Origin of the sequence: Acinetobacter sp. ACNIH2, assembly GCF_002934965.1 — a bacterium.
Lineage (GTDB): Bacteria > Pseudomonadota > Gammaproteobacteria > Pseudomonadales > Moraxellaceae > Acinetobacter > Acinetobacter tandoii.
The window spans coordinates 2,404,740-2,425,738 of the sequence record NZ_CP026412.1; the positions used below are offsets into that span (position 1 = coordinate 2,404,740).

The 20,999-nt window shown below is 40.3% G+C and carries 17 protein-coding genes, 3 tRNA genes and 1 pseudogene; 10 read left to right on the forward strand and 11 right to left on the reverse strand.

Going from position 1 to position 20,999, the window contains the following annotated elements:
• Nucleotides 1-14: 14 nt before the first annotated feature.
• Nucleotides 15-1,157 carry a glutamine-hydrolyzing carbamoyl-phosphate synthase small subunit gene (gene carA, locus C3F34_RS11300; RefSeq protein ID WP_104441622.1) on the reverse strand — a complete coding sequence of 381 codons (1,143 nt, stop codon included), beginning with the start codon at nt 1,155-1,157 and terminating at the stop codon, nt 15-17.
• 326 nt (nt 1,158-1,483) lie between these two features.
• Here carA and C3F34_RS11305 point away from each other — a divergent pair, with 326 nt between their 5' ends.
• Nucleotides 1,484-1,939: a hypothetical protein gene (locus C3F34_RS11305; protein ID WP_016167045.1), complete on the forward strand. Its 456-nt coding sequence runs from the start codon at nt 1,484-1,486 to the stop codon at nt 1,937-1,939.
• Nucleotides 1,940-2,012: 73 nt separating this feature from the next.
• Here C3F34_RS11305 and C3F34_RS11310 read toward each other — a convergent pair whose 3' ends face one another.
• Both C3F34_RS11310 and yhbY read right to left on the reverse strand, forming a co-directional pair.
• Entirely contained in the window at nt 2,013-2,552 is a 540-nt protein-coding gene (locus C3F34_RS11310; protein WP_044737921.1) for a DOMON-like domain-containing protein, read from the reverse strand.
• Nucleotides 2,553-2,561: 9 nt separating this feature from the next.
• Nucleotides 2,562-2,885 (reverse strand): ribosome assembly RNA-binding protein YhbY, encoded by a 324-nt coding sequence (gene yhbY, locus C3F34_RS11315; protein WP_016167043.1) that lies wholly within the window; start codon nt 2,883-2,885, stop codon nt 2,562-2,564.
• A 185-nt stretch (nt 2,886-3,070) separates the two neighbouring features.
• On the opposite strand from yhbY, the gene rlmE reads away from it, so the two are divergent.
• The 5 genes and pseudogenes from rlmE to C3F34_RS11340 all read left to right on the forward strand — a co-directional run bounded on the left by rlmE (nt 3,071) and on the right by C3F34_RS11340 (nt 8,905).
• Entirely contained in the window at nt 3,071-3,721 is a 651-nt protein-coding gene (gene rlmE, locus C3F34_RS11320; protein WP_044737920.1) for a 23S rRNA (uridine(2552)-2'-O)-methyltransferase RlmE, read from the forward strand.
• A gap of 136 nt (nt 3,722-3,857) precedes the next feature.
• Nucleotides 3,858-5,747, forward strand: coding sequence for an ATP-dependent zinc metalloprotease FtsH (ftsH, locus tag C3F34_RS11325; RefSeq protein WP_044737919.1), 1,890 nt, complete (start codon nt 3,858-3,860; stop codon nt 5,745-5,747).
• 141 nt (nt 5,748-5,888) lie between these two features.
• Nucleotides 5,889-6,740: a dihydropteroate synthase gene (folP, locus tag C3F34_RS11330; RefSeq protein WP_104441623.1), complete on the forward strand. Its 852-nt coding sequence runs from the start codon at nt 5,889-5,891 to the stop codon at nt 6,738-6,740.
• A 135-nt stretch (nt 6,741-6,875) separates the two neighbouring features.
• Nucleotides 6,876-8,468: pseudogene (locus C3F34_RS11335) on the forward strand (vWA domain-containing protein).
• A gap of 122 nt (nt 8,469-8,590) precedes the next feature.
• Nucleotides 8,591-8,905 carry a DUF5713 family protein gene (locus tag C3F34_RS11340; protein ID WP_044737916.1) on the forward strand — a complete coding sequence of 105 codons (315 nt, stop codon included), beginning with the start codon at nt 8,591-8,593 and terminating at the stop codon, nt 8,903-8,905.
• 83 nt (nt 8,906-8,988) lie between these two features.
• Here C3F34_RS11340 and C3F34_RS11345 read toward each other — a convergent pair.
• Nucleotides 8,989-9,074: transfer RNA gene (locus C3F34_RS11345), tRNA-Leu, on the reverse strand.
• 210 nt (nt 9,075-9,284) lie between these two features.
• Between C3F34_RS11345 and C3F34_RS11350 the strand changes: the two genes are divergently transcribed.
• The gene (locus C3F34_RS11350) at nt 9,285-11,069 is read left to right on the forward strand and encodes an alkaline phosphatase D family protein (RefSeq protein WP_104441624.1); all 1,785 of its coding nucleotides are present in this window, start codon (nt 9,285-9,287) and stop codon (nt 11,067-11,069) included.
• Nucleotides 11,070-11,109: 40 nt separating this feature from the next.
• On the opposite strand, the gene C3F34_RS11355 is transcribed toward C3F34_RS11350, so the two are convergent.
• From C3F34_RS11355 to C3F34_RS11365, 3 genes are all read right to left on the reverse strand, one after another.
• Nucleotides 11,110-11,841 carry a hypothetical protein gene (locus C3F34_RS11355; protein ID WP_044737377.1) on the reverse strand — a complete coding sequence of 244 codons (732 nt, stop codon included), beginning with the start codon at nt 11,839-11,841 and terminating at the stop codon, nt 11,110-11,112.
• Between the two features lie 528 nt (nt 11,842-12,369).
• Nucleotides 12,370-12,455, reverse strand: a tRNA-Leu gene (locus C3F34_RS11360).
• Nucleotides 12,456-12,468: 13 nt separating this feature from the next.
• Nucleotides 12,469-12,542 (reverse strand) — tRNA-Cys (locus tag C3F34_RS11365).
• 152 nt (nt 12,543-12,694) lie between these two features.
• Between C3F34_RS11365 and folD the strand changes: the two genes are divergently transcribed.
• Nucleotides 12,695-13,543 carry a bifunctional methylenetetrahydrofolate dehydrogenase/methenyltetrahydrofolate cyclohydrolase FolD gene (gene folD, locus C3F34_RS11370; protein WP_104441625.1) on the forward strand — a complete coding sequence of 283 codons (849 nt, stop codon included), beginning with the start codon at nt 12,695-12,697 and terminating at the stop codon, nt 13,541-13,543.
• 283 nt (nt 13,544-13,826) lie between these two features.
• Nucleotides 13,827-14,495: a class I SAM-dependent methyltransferase gene (locus tag C3F34_RS11375; RefSeq protein WP_104441626.1), complete on the forward strand. Its 669-nt coding sequence runs from the start codon at nt 13,827-13,829 to the stop codon at nt 14,493-14,495.
• Between the two features lie 27 nt (nt 14,496-14,522).
• Here C3F34_RS11375 and C3F34_RS11380 read toward each other — a convergent pair whose 3' ends face one another.
• The gene (locus C3F34_RS11380; RefSeq protein WP_104441627.1) at nt 14,523-14,954 is read right to left on the reverse strand and encodes a hypothetical protein; all 432 of its coding nucleotides are present in this window, start codon (nt 14,952-14,954) and stop codon (nt 14,523-14,525) included.
• Nucleotides 14,955-15,083: 129 nt separating this feature from the next.
• Entirely contained in the window at nt 15,084-16,433 is a 1,350-nt protein-coding gene (locus C3F34_RS11385; RefSeq protein WP_416333034.1) for an MFS transporter, read from the reverse strand.
• 350 nt (nt 16,434-16,783) lie between these two features.
• Between C3F34_RS11385 and glpD the strand changes: the two genes are divergently transcribed.
• Entirely contained in the window at nt 16,784-18,295 is a 1,512-nt protein-coding gene (glpD, locus tag C3F34_RS11390; protein WP_104441628.1) for a glycerol-3-phosphate dehydrogenase, read from the forward strand.
• Nucleotides 18,296-18,382: 87 nt separating this feature from the next.
• Here glpD and C3F34_RS11395 read toward each other — a convergent pair whose 3' ends face one another.
• Together C3F34_RS11395 and C3F34_RS11400 are read right to left on the reverse strand one after the other, a co-directional pair.
• Nucleotides 18,383-18,748: a hypothetical protein gene (locus tag C3F34_RS11395; RefSeq protein WP_104441629.1), complete on the reverse strand. Its 366-nt coding sequence runs from the start codon at nt 18,746-18,748 to the stop codon at nt 18,383-18,385.
• 98 nt (nt 18,749-18,846) lie between these two features.
• Complete coding sequence (locus tag C3F34_RS11400) at nt 18,847-20,679, reverse strand: phosphoenolpyruvate carboxykinase (GTP) (RefSeq protein ID WP_044740775.1); 1,833 nt, start codon at nt 20,677-20,679, stop codon at nt 18,847-18,849.
• Nucleotides 20,680-20,999: the final 320 nt, after the last annotated feature.

A 20,999-nucleotide genomic window follows, 5' to 3' on the forward strand; every position in this document is an offset into this window, starting at 1 on the left:
ATTTCGCTCCTTAATTACTTCTTAGATGCTTCAATAAGTTCGATGAAATGATCGAACAATGGGGCACAGTCATGTGGACCTGGGCTTGCTTCAGGGTGACCTTGGAAGCTGAACGCTGGTTTGTCTAAACGATGGATCCCTTGTAGGGTTTGGTCGAATAAAGACTTGTGCGTAGCTTTCAGGTTTGCAGGTAGAGTTTCTGCATCAACTGCGAAGCCGTGGTTCTGAGAAGTAATCATCACAGTACCATCTTCAATGTTTTGTACTGGATGGTTTGCACCGTGGTGACCATGTGGCATTTTCACTGTTTTAGCGCCAGAAGCGAGTGCAAGAATTTGGTGACCCAAGCAAATACCAAATACAGGTACGTTGCGAGCATCCTCTATAATTGTTTTTACAGCTTCAATAGCGTAGTCACATGCAGCAGGATCGCCAGGGCCATTTGATAAGAACACGCCATCTGGATTTAACGCGAGTACTTTCTCTGCAGGAGTCTGTGCAGGAACAACAGTGAGTTTGCAACCGCGGTCTGCAAGCATACGCAAGATGTTGGTTTTGACACCGTAGTCGTATGCAACAACATGAAATTTGTGTTCAGGTTGAGTAAAACCTTGACCTAGAACCCAAGAACCTTCAGTCCATTCGAACCCTTCAGGATCACAGCACTCTTTAGCAAGATCTAAACCATTTAAGCCACCGAATGCACGAGCTTTTGCTAAAGCTTCTTCTTCAGTAATATTTTCGCCAGCTAGAATACAACCATTCTGCGCACCTTTGGCACGCAAGATACGTGTTAATTTACGTGTATCAATATCTGCAATTGCAACGACATTGTGCTCTACAAGGTATTCGCCAAGAGATTGTTCTGCACGGAAGTTGCTATGCAATAAAGGTAAGTCACGGATAATTAAACCGTTTGCCCACACTTTATGAATACGGCCAGACTCTGCATCTTCAGAGTTACAACCTGTATTACCGATATGCGGATAAGTTAATGTCACAAGTTGTTGTGCATAACTTGGATCGGTCAAAATTTCTTGATAGCCAGTCATGGCTGTGTTGAAAACGACTTCACCAGTCGTACTTCCCGTTGCGCCGATAGAGGTACCTTTAAAGATTGTACCGTCGGCGAGGGCTAAAATGGCGGGGATGCTCAAACCAAAGCTCCTGAACTAAAACCACAAAAAATAGGGCTGTAAAAAAGCGAGTAGACGAAAAAAAAGGAAGGCCGTAAAAAAACCTATCCTCCCTTGCGTCTGCTCGCTTGTAACTTAACAGCGCATTATACGCACCAACTGTGAAAAAGTCCACGTTAAAACGAAATAATAAAAAGATAAAAGGCTTGCTTTTATTCAAAAGCTGTTTTGTTGAGCAAAATAAAAAATGTAAGCAATTAAGAATTGTCTGACAAATCAAGATTTAGATTTGATCAACTCCAGTTAAGCTTGCAGTCTTCTCACTAAATAAGAATAGGTTGTGTATTATGACAGCAGAAAAAAAACCAACAGAAGCTACAGAATCACTTAAAGAAGTTGTGTCTGAAAGTTCAGAAAAACTTGAGAAAGTAGCAAAACAGGCCAAACAACAAGTAACGGAAGCGGTCGTTGAGACTCAAGAGAAAGTGACCGAGGAAGCGAAGCAATTAAACGCAACGGTGCAAGATCAAATTCGTCAACTCAAAGAAGATGTATTGCAGCGCATTGAAAGTTTAAAATCTCAGTTAAATTTGTCGCAGAAAGATTTAACAGATTTAAAAGACTTTGTGAAAACGGAAGTCAACGCCGTGATTGAAGATTTGAGTAAATTTGGTAAAGAGCTAAAGGATGATGTGAGTCAGATTTCGGTTAAGCACAAAGATCAACTCACTGAAACTTTTAAACGTTCTAAAGAGCATACGCTTGAAGCTTGGAACAAAGTATCAAGTAAAGATGTATCTTGAGCGCGTTCATAAATAAAAGTGTTTAAGTCACAATCTTCACCTCTCCTTGTAAAAGGAGAGGAGTTAAACTGCTTTAGAATAGATGAAGCCAATCACGTTTATTGTGGAAATCAGCATTTGGACTGCTATGCTGCATGGCGTAGAACTGTTCACCTTGGGTGGTGTTCAGTACAGCCGTCAAACCAATAAATAGGTTAGACCATTTCAATTTATACTTCAGCATAAATTCTGTTAAATCTAAACTTACATTCAGTCCATAGTGCGTACGCTTAAGTTGATTTAATTCGATATCATACGCAGCAAGTGGCGGCATCTCTTCAGGATAACGATATTCTTCAAATTGATAAACTTGCCATGCTTGAGAAGGTGATAAATTGATTTCACGATAAAAATCTTCGTGTTTCACACCAATGAAAATCTCAAAGCAGGTGTTTTTCCAAAGAAAATCCTGACGAGGATGAGCAGCAATTAATGCAGGCCACTCAATCCACTGGTTTGGGTCTCGAATCCAAAAACCGACATTCAGTGTAAAAGGGCTGACTTGTTCAATCGCGCCGACTACTGAAATCGCTTGGAAGCGGCGATCAAATGCACTGAGCTCGTAGCTTGCCATAAATTGAAATTACTTAGATAAATGTGCGTGGCGAACAAGGTTCGAAAGTTTTGGATTTTGTTGCTTTGCTTTTTTATAAAGCAGGGCAATTTTACCAATCGTTTGCACGACTTCAGCACCTGTCACTTCCGAGATTTCAGCAATAACAGCTACACGTGCTTCACGATCTTCACCAGCAATTTTGACTTTGATGAGTTCGTGATCATTTAATGCACGGTTAGTTTCCTCAACGACATTTTCAGTCAAGCCTTGCCCGCCAATCATTACTACAGGATTAAGGGCATGACCAATTTGACGTAAACGCTTGCGTTCCTGAATAGATAAAGCCGCCATGAAAGATAACCTAATTTTAAAAACGACCTAGTATAGCAAAATTGAGTTGAAGCGGTTGAAATAATCGATCTTGTTGATTGAAAAAAACAGCAGGATAAAGTCGATTTAGATACAGATGTATACTGCAAGCACTTGGTTTTTCACGTACAATAAAAAATTAGAAGTTTTTATACACATAGAGAGTTATGGCAACACGCATTACCAACCAAAAATTATCCAAAAGTAGTCGTGCGTGGATGAGAGAACATCTTGATGATCCCTTTGTGAAAAAAGCACAAAAGGAAGGTTATCGAGCGCGAGCTGCTTATAAGTTATTGGAAATTCAAGAAAAATATAAAATTATTAAGCCCGGTATGACTGTGGTGGATTTGGGGGCTGCTCCTGGAAGTTGGTCTCAAATCGCTGGAAAACTGGTCGGTGACAAAGGTTTAGTCATTGCATCGGATATTTTAGAAATGGATGCTTTACCAGATGTAACTTTTTTACAAGGTGACTTTCGTGAGGAAGAAGTCTTCGAAAAATTGTTAAATATTTTAAATGGGCGTGTTGTTGATGTTGTAATTTCTGATATGGCCCCCAATACATCTGGTAATAGAGCTGTAGATCAACCTCGTCAAATCTACCTTTGTGAGCTTGCATTAGATTTTGCCAATAAGGTTTTAGGACCAAATGGGCAGTTTGTGGTGAAAGTTTTCCAAGGCTCAGGCTTTGACGAATTCCGTAAACAAGTGGTCGATAGTTTTGACGTGTTGAAGACTGCTAAGCCAGCTGCATCACGTGCTCGTTCGAAAGAAGTTTTTTTAATCGGCCAAGGGCGCAAGAAGGCTTTGAAATAAAGTTTACTTGCCAACGCGTTAAAAATTGTGCATTTTGTACTTTTTTACATTATTGAACAGCTGGGTTTACAGCTTACATTATTAAGGTCACCCATCCTTGGGCATGATCAAATTAGATTGATATGGGAATAAAGCTTTGAGCGATCTCTTCAAGAATGCCGTCTTGTGGCTCATTATACTCGGTGTGCTGATTTTGATTTTCAGTAACATCAGTGACCGTGATAAGCCAACTGCAATGAACTATTCAGAGTTCGTTACAGCGGTGAATGCTGGTCAAATTAAGCAAGTCACAATTGATGGTGAAAGAATTAGTGGCACTAAATCAAATGGATCTGAATTTGAAAGTATCCGTCCGGCGGTGCAAGATCCTGAATTGATGCCTAGCCTGATTAAAAACAATGTTGTCGTTGAAGGAACTGCACCACAACGTCAAGGTGTGTTGATGCAACTTCTGATTGCAAGCTTTCCTGTACTTTTAATCATTTTGTTATTCATGTTCTTTATGCGCAACATGGGTGGCGGAGCAGGTGGTAAAAACGGCCCAATGAGTTTTGGTAAGTCAAAAGCAAAAATGCTTTCTGAAGACCAAATTAAAATTACATTTACGGATGTAGCAGGCTGTGATGAAGCAAAGCAAGAAGTGGTTGAAATTGTAGACTTCTTGAAAGATCCTGCGAAGTTTAAACGTCTAGGTGCAACCATTCCAAAAGGCGTTTTAATGGTGGGTCCACCGGGTACGGGTAAAACTTTACTTGCAAAAGCGATTGCGGGTGAAGCAAAAGTTCCATTCTTTAGTATTTCTGGTTCTGACTTCGTTGAGATGTTCGTGGGTGTTGGTGCATCACGTGTCCGTGATATGTTCGAACAAGCGAAACGTCATGCGCCATGTATCATTTTCATTGATGAGATTGATGCCGTAGGTCGTCATCGTGGTTCGGGTACAGGTGGTGGTCACGACGAACGTGAACAAACCTTGAACCAGATGTTGGTTGAAATGGATGGCTTTGAAGGTAATGAAGGTATTATCGTTATTGCTGCAACGAACCGTGCAGATGTATTAGATAAAGCTTTACTACGACCTGGTCGTTTTGACCGTCAAGTCATGGTAGGTCTTCCAGATATTAAAGGTCGTGAGCAAATATTAAATGTTCACTTGAAAAAATTACCTTCTGTGACTGGTGTAGATCTAAAAGTTCTTGCACGTGGTACGCCAGGTTTCTCTGGTGCACAATTGGCAAATTTGGTGAATGAGGCTGCATTGTTTGCTGCTCGCCGTAATAAAAATACGGTTGATATGCATGACTTTGAAGATGCGAAAGATAAAATTTACATGGGACCAGAGCGTAAATCGATGGTTCTTCGTGAAGAAGAGCGTCGTGCAACGGCTTACCATGAAGCTGGTCATGCCATTGTTGCTGAAATTTTACCAGGTACAGATCCTGTTCATAAAGTCACAATTATGCCACGAGGTTGGGCATTGGGTGTAACTTGGCAGTTGCCTGAACAAGACCAAATTAGCCACTATAAAGATAAGATGCTGAATGAACTTTCAATCTTGTTTGGTGGTCGTATTGCTGAAGAAATTTTTATTAACCAACAATCTACTGGTGCTTCGAACGACTTCGAGCGTGCAACTAAAATGGCACGTGCGATGGTGACCAAATATGGTATGTCGGACAAGCTTGGTGTGATGGTTTATGAAGATGAAAACCAAAACGGTTTCTTTGGTAATGTTGGTAGCCGTACCATTTCTGAAGCTACACAGCAAAAAGTAGATGAAGAAGTACGTCGTATTTTGGATGAGCAGTACCGTGTAGCACGTGAAGTCTTAGAAAATCACAAAGATATTGCACATGCTATGGTAAAAGCTTTGATGGAATGGGAAACCATTGATCGAGAACAAATCCGTGACATTATGGAAGGTCGTGAACCACAACCACCAAAAGTGTATGTTGCTGAGAACCCAGTGATTGATGTGACGCCAACAAATGGTCCATCTACTCCACCACCACTACCAGCAAGTTAATTTTAAAAGTTAATAAAAAGAGCCTCTATTAAGAGGCTCTTTTTTTGTGCTGCTGTTTTGAATGGAGTTTAACTTAAAACTTTTCAGCCAGAGATCCCCCTGAATTGTTACACTAGGAATACTTGTTTCTGGAGTATCTTCATGCAGCTTATGCCCTTGCCAAATCGCGTTTTAACCTGTGGTCGTTTAAGTTTAGATTTGTCTATACCAAGGGTAATGGGTATTTTGAATGTGACACCTGATTCTTTTAGTGATGGTGGGTTGCATAATACCAAGGATGCAGCCGTAGCACGTGCATTACAGATGATCACTGAGGGTGCGACAGTAATTGATGTGGGTGGGGAATCTACCCGTCCAGGCGCAGCGATGGTTGATGTGGATGAAGAAATTCGTCGAGTGATTCCTGTAGTGAAAGCACTTGCACAACATGATGTGATCATTTCTATTGATACTTCAGCACCAGAGGTCATTCGTGCAGCTGTAGCAGCAGGTGCCCATATTTGGAATGATGTGCGGGCATTAACTCGTCCTCAAGCTCTTCAAACTGCTGCTGAGCTCAATATACCAATTATTATTATGCACATGCGCGGTGAGCCAACCACCATGAATAATTTAGACCAATACCAAAATGTCACGGAAGATGTGATGGCTGAATTACAGCAAAGGATTGATGATGCATTGGCTGCTGGAGTGAAGCCTGAGCATATTTTGATTGATCCAGGTTTTGGTTTTGCTAAAAATGCCCAGCAAAACCTTAAACTGCTCAAAGAGTTTTGGAAGTTGAATGCTATGGGTTATCCAATTCTCTCGGCATTGTCACGTAAGCGTTTTATCGGTGAAGCATTAGGAGGAACTGATGCAGGGCAGCGAGCAATAGGTTCAGTCGCTGCACATTTACTTAGCATTCAGCAAGGCGCATGTATGGTGCGTGCACATGATGTTAAAGCGATGTCGGATGCAATTAAAGTGTGGCAAGCTATGCAATTGGCTTAGTTGTTGATTGAATTTTTCAAAGAAATAAAAGGATTATTGCTTTAATCTTTTTGGGTTGTCACGCAGTAAGTGTGTGCTGTAAAGATGTAGATGAGTTTGTTAAATACTTGAAAATAAAATAACACGGGAATAATGATGATTGTGAAACCGAAATTGTTGGTTGTGAGCCTGAGTGGTTTATTGTTGGTGGCTTGTGGGAAAATGCCTGCTCAACAGATGTCTATGGGCAAAATGGCAGCTGTGGAAGTGGGAATGCCAGCACCCTCAATGGTAAATGCTTATGAAAGTATGCCCCAACCTATTGAGAATACTGAAAACTATCAAAAAATAGAAACCAATCCAGTATATGTTGTTGCACAACAGCCCGTCTCTACCTTTAGTGTTGATGTGGATACGGGGAGTTACAGCAATGTAAGGCGGTTTTTAACACATGAGGGGCAGTTGCCCCCTGTAGATGCAGTTCGGATTGAGGAAATGGTGAATTATTTCAACTATGATTATCCCAATCCTACAAGACAGCATCCATTTTCTGTAAATACTGAGGTTGTGAATTCGCCATGGCAGCCAAATGCTAAGATTATAAAAATTGGTATTAAAGCCAAAGACTTGGAAATGAAACAATTACCAGCTGCTAATTTGGTATTTTTGGTGGATGTTTCGGGAAGTATGGATGCGGAAAATAAACTGCCTTTGGTCAAAAAGACCCTAACTTTACTCACTGAGCAATTGCGTCCACAAGATAAAGTCACCATTGTGACCTATGCGAGTGGTGAAGATTTGGCATTGGCACCAACTTCTGGTGCAGACAAGGATAAAATTTTAAAAGTTATTCATCGATTAAAAGCGGGTGGAGCTACTTCGGGCGAGCGAGCAATTCAATTGGCCTATGAACAAGCACAAAAATCTTATATTCAGGGCGGCATTAACCGAATTCTGATTGCAACTGATGGGGATTTTAATGTTGGCATTACCGATTTTGAAACCTTAAAAGGAATGATCGCTGAGAAACGGCAATCAGGGATTTCTTTCTCTACCTTTGGTTTTGGAACAGGCAATTATGATGAACAGTTGATGGAACAATTGGCTGATGCGGGCGATGGTAACTATAGTTATATTGATAATGAGCGTGAAGCAAAAAAAGTATTACAGCGACAACTGAGTTCAACATTGGCAACGGTTGCTCAAGATGTAAAAATCCAAGTCGAGTTTAACCCTGCTACAGTTAAGTAATACCGTTTAATTGGTTACGAGAATCGTGTATTAAATAATGAAGATTTTAATAATGATCGTGTTGATGCGGGTGACATCGGTGCAGGGCATACGGTCACAGCCCTATACGAAGTTATTCCTGTAGGTCAGAAAGGTTGGCTAAGTGAATCACGCTATCAAGCACCAAGTAATTCATCTAAAGCCAATAAACAAGAATACGCTTATGTGAATGTGCGTTATAAACAACCACAAAAAAGTCAAAGTGTTTTATTGAGTCAACCTGTACCCGCACGCAGTGTGGCATTAGCACAGGCATCTTCAGATACGCGTTTTGCTATTGCGGTTGCATCTTATGCTCAACAGTTACGTGGTGGGCAATATAATGCCAATATGAAGTGGGATGATATTTTAAAATTAGCTCAAAGTGCGACTTTACCAGATGAATTTGGCCTACGTGCCGAATTTATAGACTTGGTGAAAGCGGCAAAAAGCTTAAGTGCTGAGTCTGTAAAACCCTAAGTATTCACGTTATTTTCTTATTAAGATAACTGGGCGGTATTTATACTGCCCATTTTTTATTTGGTAAATGTTCATCTTTATGCTATATAGGCTCGCGTTTATAAGTAGTTTTGAGTGGCTGTATGTTTGCAGATTTACTTCTCCCAATGTTTGATGATGATTATTACCCAGATGTATTGGTGGCTGAAGTACAACAATGCATTGTGCAATTTGCTAAGAAAGTCGCAAAGGTTAAAGAAAGCACAGCTGAAATTTATCGTTTTGCTAATGAAACAGTTTTGGCAATTAATGAAATGAAGCCACAATTTGAAGATTTAGATTCATCGTTAGATGATACTGCTGCGGATTATATTGCTGAGGCGATGATGATGGTGGTGCAGGAGCACGGTCATTTCGATATAGAAATGGAAGAGTTGATTGTAAATCGAGAGTGGTAACACTCTCTTTTTTATTTATTTTAGATATAAAAAAACCAGCTTTCGCTGGATTTTTTATTACACCATTTTAAGAAGTATTAAAATGGTGCCCGGGGCCGGACTCGAACCGGCACGCTTTGAGGGCGGGGGATTTTAAATCCCCTGTGTCTACCTATTTCACCACCCGGGCATGAGCGCAATAATAGAGTACCAATTTATTCTTTGCAAGACTATTTCTTTGTATTTGCTTTATTTTCAGACAATTCAGAAGCTTGTGCTCAAAAAAATCACAATTTCAACGTCAATCTAGTTTTTATTGTCATCATATGTTCATGTAATTGAGATCATCATTAAATAATTATTGCCTATTTTTAACTCACGTTTGTAGTGGATTAAAAAAATGACAAATACTTTAACGCGCCGTGAACTCATTCAAAAAACTTTAGCAGGTTTTGGTGCAGTCTCTTTATCTATTTCGCTCACCGCATGTGGTGATGACTCAGATCATTCTTCTGGCTCGGGTGTGGGCGTTCGATTTAAACATGGTGTAGCCAGTGGTGACCCTTTACAAGACCGTGTCATTATTTGGACACGTGTCACACCTAGTGATGTACAAGCACGCTTAGAGATAGTTTGGGAAGTTGCAACTGATCAGCAATTTACTCAAATGGTTGCTACAGGGAAAGTACAAACCAGCCCAGCACAAGATTTTACTGTAAAAGTAGATGTTACTGGCTTACACGCACAGCAGCGTTATTTCTATCGTTTCCGCTTTGGGCAGACGGTTTCACCGATTGGGCAAACCAAAACCTTGCCGTTGCAAACCAATCAGGTGAAATTAGCTGTTTGTTCCTGTTCCAATTATCCCGCAGGCTATTTTTATGTGTATCGTGAAATGGCTAAACAAGATGTTGATGTAGTGCTGCATCTGGGGGACTATATTTATGAATATGGTCAAAATGGTTATGCGACAGAAGATTCGGAACAGTTAGGACGCTTACTGGCAGCAGATAATCAGCAAGAAATATTGAGCTTGGAAGATTATCGCAAACGTTATGCTTTGTATCGTCAAGATGCGGATTTACAAGCATTACATCAGAGACATCCTTTTATTGTGATTTGGGATGACCATGAGCTTGCCAATGATACGTGGCGTAATGGAGCAGAAAATCATACTGAGGCAACAGCTCAGGCACAAAATGAAGGTAAGTTCTCAGAGCGTAAACTGGCGGCATTACAAGCTTATTTTGAGTGGATGCCTATTCGTCCTGTTTCAGAGGATGATCATTTACATATCTATCGTCAGTTTAATTTTGGTTCATTGGTACAGCTCACCATGTTGGACACTCGAATTATTGCGCGTGATCAGCAATTGGATTATGCCAATTATATGACGGCGCAGGGCTTAAATACGGTGCAGTTTCAGCAAGATTTGTTAGCACAAGACCGAACTTTGCTTGGCTATGAGCAGCGTGATTGGTTATTGCAGAAAATGATGCAAAGCAATGCGCAGTGGAATGTATTGGGGCAACAAATTTTAATGTCAAAGATGTTTATTCCTGCCGAGTTGCTTTTATCTTTGGCGGAAATTACCAGTGGCTCAGTCAGTGCTGAAACGCTTACAAAAATGAATGCGCAAATTACAGAGTTAGTGAGCATTAAATTGCGTGCACAAGCAGGTGATCCTACATTGACAGATTTGGAAAAGGTGCGGGTAAATACATTAGCACCTTATAATCTGGATGCATGGGATGGTTATTTTTATGAACGAGAAGTGTTGTATGCCACACTTAAAACATTGAATAAGAAAGTTGTAGTTCTGGCGGGGGATACACATAATGCTTGGTATTCTGAATTACTGAGCAAGGATCAAGACGTGGTTGGTGTCGAATTGGCGACGAGCTCTGTTTCTTCACCTGGCTTGGAAAAATATTTAAGTATTCCTTTGGCACAATTGCAGCAATTTGAATATGCCTTTCAAACACTGATTAACGATTTAGCTTATTGTAATTTGAATCAGCGTGGCTATCTATTGGTGAGTTTTACTGAGCAGAATATGCAAGCTGATTGGGTTTTTGTTGATAGTATCAAGCAAAAAAGTTATGTGGTTGATGAAACTAGAGGATATCAGTTGATATTCAATGCACAGCTACAAGTGCTGGAATCATTACCACAATCGGCTTAAATGGAAGCATAAAAAAACTGGGATTTTCCCAGTTTTTTTATTACATCAAGCTATCTAGATAATTTTCTAAATCTTGATGTTTATGTGTTTGGCAAAGTTGCTGTTCCATATGCATAGATTTTAAATGCAAAGCATGAAAGTGCTGTAATTGTTTTAATTTTTGCTGATATTTCTCAGTATCTTTTCTTGTAAATTGAAGGATAAATTTCAGTTTAACTGTCTGTTTATAGCTCCAGAAGTTAAAACGTCTTAATTCCTGCAAATAATACAGTCCAACGTGAGTTACGCTGTTGCGAAAAAGATTTTCTTTATAAAACTTCACAAAGCCAAAACCCATAGCAAAGAAAAACAGCACAATTTGCAGAAAAGTACTTTCAATAAATGCGATATTAATTGCTTGTAGAATAATTAATGCAGCGATTTTAATGGGTGCATGTTGTTGTTGTTCATAACAAGAGCTTGAGCTGTGTTTCATTTGTTTGAGCACAATCGGAACGTACAGCATAAATAACAACATAAAGCACAATACAGCAAAGCCATGTGCTTGAAAGGGTGTAAAGCGAAGGAAATGGATTTCGAAATAATGTCCTAGGCTTATGGACAGAGAAACAAAAATCATAATCGCTAAAATCCAAGGGATAAACTCTTTGATTTCATCCATTAAGCCTTTGGTTTTGAGCATGCCGTAAAATACAAAATTACGTTTAAATGCTGCGGGATACTGCATTTGTAACGGCTTTAAAAAAAGTGCTGCCTGCTTATCACTGACCATAAAAATGCGTACTTGAAAGTTACGGCATTATAAATCAGAAATGCACTTTTTGTTTAACTGATCTTAAAATCGATTAGAAGATTTTAAAATTTGATCGTGAAGTAAAACCATGACGCAATCGAATTAACATACTTAAAAAAACTATAATTGATTCTCATACTTTATGAGAGTTACTGCTGCAGCATTACATAATTTGCATAAACCTTGGGGGCTGCTTTTTTTATTTGTTATTACTTAGCAATCAGATATGCCAAAAGGTGGTGGTTTTGATGATCTAATATAATTTTTCAAACAGATTATTATTAAAGAAATGACAATACGGATTTACACTTTTCTATTTCTATCACTGGTCTAAAGCATAGGGTGTATTACTGGATTTCTTTCGGGAGTTAAAGGCCTACGTGTAATACTCGCTACAGCATTTTGTCAAATTTAACTTTGCTGGATAGAGTAATGGGGGATATTTTAGACATAAAAAAACCAGCTTTCGCTGGATTCTTTATTACACCATTTTAAGAAGTATTAAAATGGTGCCCGGGGCCGGACTCGAACCGGCACGCTTTGAGGGCGGGGGATTTTAAATCCCCTGTGTCTACCTATTTCACCACCCGGGCGTTTTAACAAGATTGGAGGCGGAGGTCGGAATCGAACCGGCGTACACGGAGTTGCAGTCCGCTGCATGACCACTCTGCCACCCCGCCATGTCTTGTTGATGCACATATTAGCAACCTTTAAAAAAATTACAATACTTTAAATCGTGCATATGCACATAAAATCAGCATGTAGAATAAAATTGCCTAAATAATCATGTATTATTTGCAAAATTGATTCATATCTACCTTGGAGATGTGCTGTGGCATTAGTTTTAGATGGTCGTGCGTTGGCTAAAAAAATTGAAACTGACTTGTTAACCCGTGTTGAAGCGTTAAAAGCAAAATCAGGTCGTACCCCAATTTTGGCAACGATTTTGGTTGGTGATGATGGTGCGTCAGCGACTTACGTGCGCATGAAGGGAAATGCCTGCCGTCGTGTCGGTATGGATTCATTAAAAGTTGAACTGCCGAAAGAAACAACAACTGAACAATTATTGGCTGAAATTGAAAAATTAAATGCTAATCCAGATGTGCACGGTATTTTGTTGCAGCACCCAGTGCCTGAGCAAATTGATGAGCGTGCATGTTTCGATGCCATTTCTTTAGAAAAAGATGTAGATGGTGTAACTTGCCTTGGCTATGGTCGTATGGCAATGGGTGAAGCGGCTTATGGTTCTGCAACACCAGCGGGAATTATGACCATCCTAAAAGAAAACAACATTGAAATTGCAGGTAAACATGCTGTGGTTGTTGGTCGTTCTGCAATTTTAGGCAAACCAATGGCGGCGATGTTATTGGAAGCAAATGCAACAGTAACGATTTGCCATTCACGTACTCAAAACCTTTCTGAGTTTGTTAAACAAGCCGATATTATTGTGGGTGCAGTAGGTAAAGCTGAGCTGATTCAAAAAGACTGGATTAAGCAAGGTGCTGTTGTGGTTGATGCTGGTTTCCATCCGCGTGATGGCGGTGGTGTAGGTGACATCCAATTGGTAGGTATTGAAGAGATTGCATCTGCTTATACGCCTGTTCCAGGTGGTGTAGGTCCAATGACCATTACGACTTTAATTCGTCAAACAGTTGAAGCGGCTGAGAAAGCTTTAGGCTAATACTTTAAGTATGCTTCTAAAAAGCTGTATAGCATAAAACTATACAGCTTTTTTTTATGGGATAGATTTCATTTAAGAGAATTTTAGGCTTATTCGAAAAAACCTCTGTTTAAATTGCTTTAAGTGATTGCGTAGGTTTACTAAGTCGATTATTACTTTTCAGTCATGCACAGCTAGATTATGATCGCCTGATCTGTGGATTCGAGTGACAGCGATGGCAGTATTTGAATTGCTGTTTTTGAACGATGCATATTTTGCGTAGCATTAAAGGTTTATAAATTTAATGAGCTGTACTTTTCAAATGGCGAAAGCACCACAACACTTATTGGATGCATTGCATGAGGTCATTCCTCAGGCGAAGCTATTGGCGCAACAGTTGCCAGAAACCCCTATTTCTTTGTGGCTCATTCCACCTGTTTTTCCAACAGATCGTCTAGATGATGAGGTGATTCGTCGCATTTGGAATGAAACCCCATACTGGATTTTTTGCTGGGCTTCGGGGTTGGCAATGGCACAGTGGTTATTGGCAGAGCCACATCATGTGAAAGATAAAGTAGTCCTCGATTTTGGTGCAGGCTCAGGTGTAGTTGCGATTGCTGCCAAAATGGCGGGTGCGAAACGTGTGATTTGCTGTGATATCGACAAAGTGAGTTTGGCATCGTGCAAGGAAAATGCGATGTTAAATCAGGTTGAATTGGAATATTTAGACGATTTATATCAATCGGAACAGGTGGATGTGTTATTGGCAGCAGATGTGCTCTATGACCAATGTAACCGTTTCTTCTTGGATGAATTCTTAAAATTTGCTCCCGAAGTTTGGGTGGCAGACAGTCGAGTGAAAAATTTTAGTCATCCAAAATATATGAAAATTGATGAGCGCAGTGCCACAACTTGGCCTGATTTGGATGAAGCAAAAGAGTTTCGCAATGTGAGCTTTTATAAGACGCTATAATGCATAGCGTCTTATAAGGCTTTGATTTTATGAGCAGCTATAACGCACAATACGCAAAGTACTTGGACGCGCTTCTAAAGCCTGACGTGTTGCGTAGTCTTCACCATTATGTAAATCTGGCGTGTTGCTTAGACCAATCGAGGTTCGTGAGTTACCAATCTGTCGACCATAACTCTCAGATGCCATCGCAGCAGGGTTAGCAACTTCATTCACGCTAAGAATTTGTAATTTAAAGGTTTTATTTGTACCTAAAACTTTCTGGCAAGCACGCTGTAGTTTTTTGGCATCTAAGTCTTGATTTTGACGACCAGCAAGGGTGTACGCGAGGGTTGCTGAGTCTGCTGTTTGGCTTTCTACACGGTAACCGACTTGACCATTATACTGTTGGGGAGTGCTTTGGCAGGCTGCGAGTCCCAAAGCGATAAAACCAAGCCCTAAAAATTGAACCGTTTTTTTCATCGTGAAAGTTCCGTGTTTTATTCTTGCGCACAGTATGACATAAGCCTACGAAAATAACGATGTGGTTCAAAGTAAAACGACCTACCTGTAACAAAATAAAGGTAGGTCGTCAGTGTTTATTTTCAGCGTTTAATGGTCTGTGATCAGACTATGTTTTTTAGTGTCCTTCATAAAGATGTAAGTGATGAGTGAGAGACCAATCATGAAGGTAATATAGTAGAAGAAATAACTTTCGTGTCCCGCATTTTTAAAGCTCAAAGCCACCAATTCTGCCGTACCGCCAAAAATGGTGTTAGCAATCGCATAAGGCAGTGCGACACCTAAAGCACGGATGTGTGGTGGAAATAATTCTGCTTTTACGACAGCATTAATTGCGGTATACCCAGTAACAATAACCATCCCGCTCATACAGAGCCAGAATGCAGTGGTTGCATCAGTAGTTGTTCCTAGACGATTGAAAATCGGTATTGTAAAAAGTACGCCACAAATACCGAAAGCAATCATAATTGGTTTACGTCCAATTTTATCGGACAAGGCACCTACCACAGGTTGAATTAGCATAAAAATAAAGATGGCTGCGGTGGTAATTTCAGTGGCAGTGCCTTTGTCAAAACCAGAAGTATTCACCAAGTATTTTTGTAGATAAGTAGTAAAGGTATTGAATGCGAGTGTGCCGCCTGCAGTCAGCATAATGACAGTAAAAGCCGCTTTAGGATGTTTAGTAAATAACTCGATTGCCCCTGATTTTGGGCCACCTTGTTTGGCTTGCTCCTGAGCTTCTTTTGAAGATTGGGTTTCAACCAGTCCACGACGAATCCAGAACACAACAATTGCTAGCATTGCACCAATCAGGAAGGGAATACGCCATCCCCAAGCATGTAGTGCTTGTTCAGAAAGTGTATGTTGCAAAATAATCAGTACGCACAGAGCGATGAGTTGTCCAGAAATTAAGGTTACATACTGAAAACTAGAGAAAAACCCACGATGATTTTTACCTGCCATTTCTGTTAAATATGTTGCACTAGAGCCATATTCTCCACCAACACTTAACCCTTGTAATAAACGTGCAAACAATAAAATCGCAGGAGCCAACATTCCAGCGGCATCATAGGAAGGCGCGCAGGCAATCATCAGTGAGCCAATACACATTAAGGATACAGAGAGTGTTAAACCTGCCTTACGTCCTTTACGATCTGCATAGATGCCCATAATCCAAGCGCCAATGGGGCGCATTAAAAAGCCTAAGGCAAATACTGCTGCGGCCTGTAAAAGTTTGACGGTTTCATTGCCTTCTGGAAAGAAAACAGGCGCAAAATAAAGTGTGAAGGCTGCATAAACGTACCAATCGTACCACTCTACAAGGTTACCAGCGGAGCCACCTAAAATAGATTTAAAACGTGTTTTTCGATCAAATGGCGTGTGTACAATTTGTGGGGATGAGTTTGACACAAGAAATTCCAAAGCTGTGGCAAAACACATTCTTTTAAATTCTTCAGAAAGGGGGAGAAAAATCTAAAAACATGTATTTTGAAAAAGAGGGTATATGTTACTTTTCACATAATCTTTTATACGCCGATGCGGATGAATCTGCATTAGACATTCGTCGCACTTAAGTCTATGTTTGCCGATGAATCGTATAAATGCTGGACAGATGTTAAATCTGGAAGATGGTTAAGCTTGAAAAAGCTTTTGAGATAAAATAATTCAATTTAACCGTCTTGGTTGGACAATTAATCTATAGTGATTTGGGTTTTCTGTTAGGATTGAAGAAAGAATTAAATAACAAAATAAAAGGTGCTTAAAGCGCGCAAAATAGGAGGAACCTAAATATGGATCAACATCATACATATGACCTAGTGGTTATCGGTGGGGGAATCAACGGTGTGGGGATTGCTGCTGATGCCGCAGGGCGAGGTTTATCTGTTTTGTTGTGTGAAAAGGATGATTTAGCCAGTCATACCTCGTCAGCTAGCAGTAAATTAATTCATGGTGGTTTGCGTTATTTGGAGCATAAAGAATTCCGCTTGGTACGAGAGGCTTTAGCGGAACGTGAAGTGCTGATGGCCAAAGCGCCACATCTTATTCGTGCTATGCGATTTATTATGCCGCATCGTCCACATTTACGTCCTGCGTGGCTCATTCGGACAGGTTTATTTTTCTATGATCATTTAGGTAAGCGGGAAAAGTTAGCAGGTTCAAATTTGGTTGATTTTGATCCGAAAACCAGCCTATTTAAGCCTGAAATTGTAAAAGGATTCGAGTATTCGGATTGTGCGGTAGATGATGCGCGTCTGGTGATTGCGAATGCAATCCAAGCCCATGAAAATGGAGCAAGTATACAGACACGCACACGCTGTATTACTGCACAGGCAGAGCAGAATACGTGGACGGTACAGTTACAAAATGCACAGAGTACATTTACGGTACGTGCCAAAATATTGGTCAATGCTGCAGGGCCTTGGGTGACTGAATTTATCCAGCAAGACTTGAAGATGAAGGCCTCTTATAGTATTCGATTGATTCAAGGTAGCCATATTATTGTGCCGAAGATTTATGCGGGAGATAAGGCATTTATTCTGCAAAATGATGATCAACGAATTGTTTTTGCTATTCCATACTTAGATGAATACACCTTAATTGGTACCACAGATCAGCGTTATTTAGGTAATCCAGATCAAGTGGACATTACAGAAAGCGAAATTGATTATCTGTTGCAGGTCATGAATGCACATTTTCAGCATCAACTGACCCGTCAGGATATTATTGCGACCTATTCAGGTGTACGTCCACTGTGTGATGATGAATCTGATAATCCATCTGCCATGACCCGCGATTATACCTTGGTGTTGACTCAACAGCAGCATGCCCCATTGCTTTCAGTGTATGGGGGGAAGCTTACGACTTATCGTAAATTGGCGGAATCTGCGATGCATCAACTTAAGCCTTTTTTTAGTAAATTAAAACCAAATTGGACTGCCAAAGCCTTGTTGCCAGGTGGCGAAAACTTTTTTGATGAGGTTCGTTTGGTCGAAGAGTTACAACAGCATGTACAAGGTATAACTCAAACACTGGCGCAGCGTTGGATACATACTTATGGTTCGCGTGTTTGGAAGATGTTGGATGGTTGTGAAAGTATTTCTGCACTCGGACAGCACTTTGGACACGAGTTGTATCAACAGGAGGTGGATTATTTGGTCGCTCATGAATGGGCAATGAGTAGTGAAGATATTTTAAAACGCCGTACTAAGCTTTATCTAAAATTTGACCAAGATCAGATTACTCACTTGGATGAATATCTGGTTGAATTACATAAGCGCCGCGCACAAGAAATAGCAGCTTAATATTCTTTGAATTTATATTGGCTTCTGACCTAAGGAAAAGCAGGTTATTTAGCTGGTAAAAAAGCCGCGTAAGCGGCTTTTCTACATTTAGATTTCGATACCACCAATCTGCTGGCAATTTACAGGCGTATTCCATTTAACAGCTGTACCCCATACAACTGGACGTACAATACGCCAAGGCCAGAAACCAAATCTTTGACTAGCATTGTAATTGATAACCACATTACCACCGACTTGGTGCGCACGCTCTGCGAAGCGAGGGTAGAGTTCTTCTACACTTCCATAAGTCCCTTTAGCGACTTTAATGCGTTTTTTAATCTGAAACTGGCTAGAATCAGGCGTACCCTTGATGGTACAGATTCGTAGGGCTGATTGTTCTGTTGTTTCTGTGTTGGCTAGAGCAAGACCAGATAGACCAAACAAGCAAGTTGTCAGTGTGAGTGCTTTTAGCATGAATTTCCCCTTTTATGTTTTTGTAAAATTATAAAGTTTATAAAATAGGTAGAAAAAAGACCGTTTATACGGTCTTTTTTCTGAGTCTTATTTTGTACTTAAGCTGATTGCTTAACGGCTTCTAAAAGTTGGTTTTGACGAACTTTTAGTGCTTCTGGAAGACGGTCACCTAATTGACTGAACAATTCAGTGTGGCTCTCAATTTCTTTGATCCATTGATCTTTATCTTGAGAAGTTACAAGTTCAAACTGCTCTTTAGTGAAATCAGAACCTGTCCAGTTTAATTGTTCGTAAGTTGGTACTAAGCCAATTGGTGTTTCAACAGCGCTTGCACGACCTTCGCAACGATCAATGATCCACTCAAGCACACGCATGTTTTGACCGAAACCAGGCCATACGAAGTTGCCTTCTGCATCACGGCGGAACCAGTTTACATTGTAGATGCCTGGAAGTTTGTTACCAGCAGCTTTTGCTTTTGCTTCAACTTCTGCACCAAGTTCTAACCAGTGAGAGAAGTAGTCTGCCATGTTGTAGCCCGCGAACGGAAGCATAGCAAATGGATCACGACGAACAATACCTTGTTGGCCCACAGCAGCTGCAGTAGTTTCAGAACCCATAGTTGCAGCTTTGTATACGCCATCAACCCAGTCAAATGCTTCTGAAACTAATGGAACTGTGTCTGCACGGCGACCACCGAAGATGAACGCAGAAATTGGTACACCTGCTGGATTTTCCCAGTCAGCGTCAATAGAAGGGCATTGACCTGCAGCAACAGTAAAGCGCGCATTTGGATGAGCGGCTTTTTCAGTACCTGTGTGAGGTTGACCTTTCCAGTTAGTTAGGTTTGTAGGTGCTTCTTTAGTAAGACCTTCCCACCAAACTTCGCCATTGTCAGTCACAGCAACATTGGTATAGATCACGTCTTTATGAAGTGTCGCCATACAGTTCGGGTTAGTCTTGGTATTTGTACCAGGAGCAACACCGAAGAAACCAGCTTCTGGGTTAATTGCATATAAGCGACCATCTTCACCTGGTTTAATCCAAGCAATATCATCACCTACAGTTTCAATTTTCCAACCTTCGTAACCAGCTGGTGGAATTAACATTGCAAAGTTTGTTTTACCACAAGCAGAAGGGAATGCTGCTGCGATGTAGTGTTTCTCACCTTGAGGATTCGTTACGCCAAGGATCAACATGTGTTCAGCTAACCAGCCTTGTTCACGGCCCATTGCAGAAGCAATACGGAGAGCTAAGCATTTTTTACCCAATAATGCATTGCCGCCGTAGCCAGAACCGTATGACCAAATTTCACGAGTTTCTGGATAATGTACGATATATTTTTCAGGGTTGCATGGCCATGCAACGTCTTTCTGACCTTCAGCAAGCGGAGCGCCTACTGTATGTACGCAAGGAACATATTCGCCATCAGTACCAAGAACGTCATAAACGGCTTTACCCATACGTGCCATTTTAGACATGCTTACTGCAACGTAAGGAGAGTCTGTTAATTCGATACCGATGTGCGCAATGTGACTGCCCAACGGACCCATAGAAAAAGGTACAACGTACATTGTACGACCTTGCATAGCACCGTCAAATAAACCATTTAAACGAGCGCGCATTTCTGCAGGAGCTTCCCAGTTGTTTGTCGCACCAGCATCTTCTTCTTTTTCAGAGCAGATGTATGTACGACCTTCAACACGAGCAACGTCAGAAGGGTCAGAATTTGCAAGATAAGAACCAGGGTGTTTTTCTTGATTTAAAGCTTGCATAGTGCCGTTAGCGATCATCAAGTCGATAAGACGTTGATATTCTTCTTCGCTGCCGTCACACCATTCAATCTTTGCTGGTTTGGTTAATTTCGCAATTTCTTCAACCCATGCAATAAGCTTAGGGTGACGAACGAATTCTGGTGCGTTCACTTGGGTCATGGTGAGGCCTATCTTAAAAGTGTACAAATTTTGTACAAAGTCCAATCTAAGTAATCAGATTACCTAGATGAAAGTAAAAAAAAGTGGCAGTATTAAAGCACAAAATGATGAAAAAAATAAGACACCCCTATCTACTTGTAGATATTGATAATTTGTATTGGACTTTAGTTTTCTATATATAAATCAGTTGTTTATATTTTTTTAATTTACATTTCTTCTATATTTATTTTGTTTATGAGTATCATTTATTTTAATTATTTTGTTTATTTACAATGATTTATAACTAATTTTTTTATGAGAATTATTATTGATTAAATAAA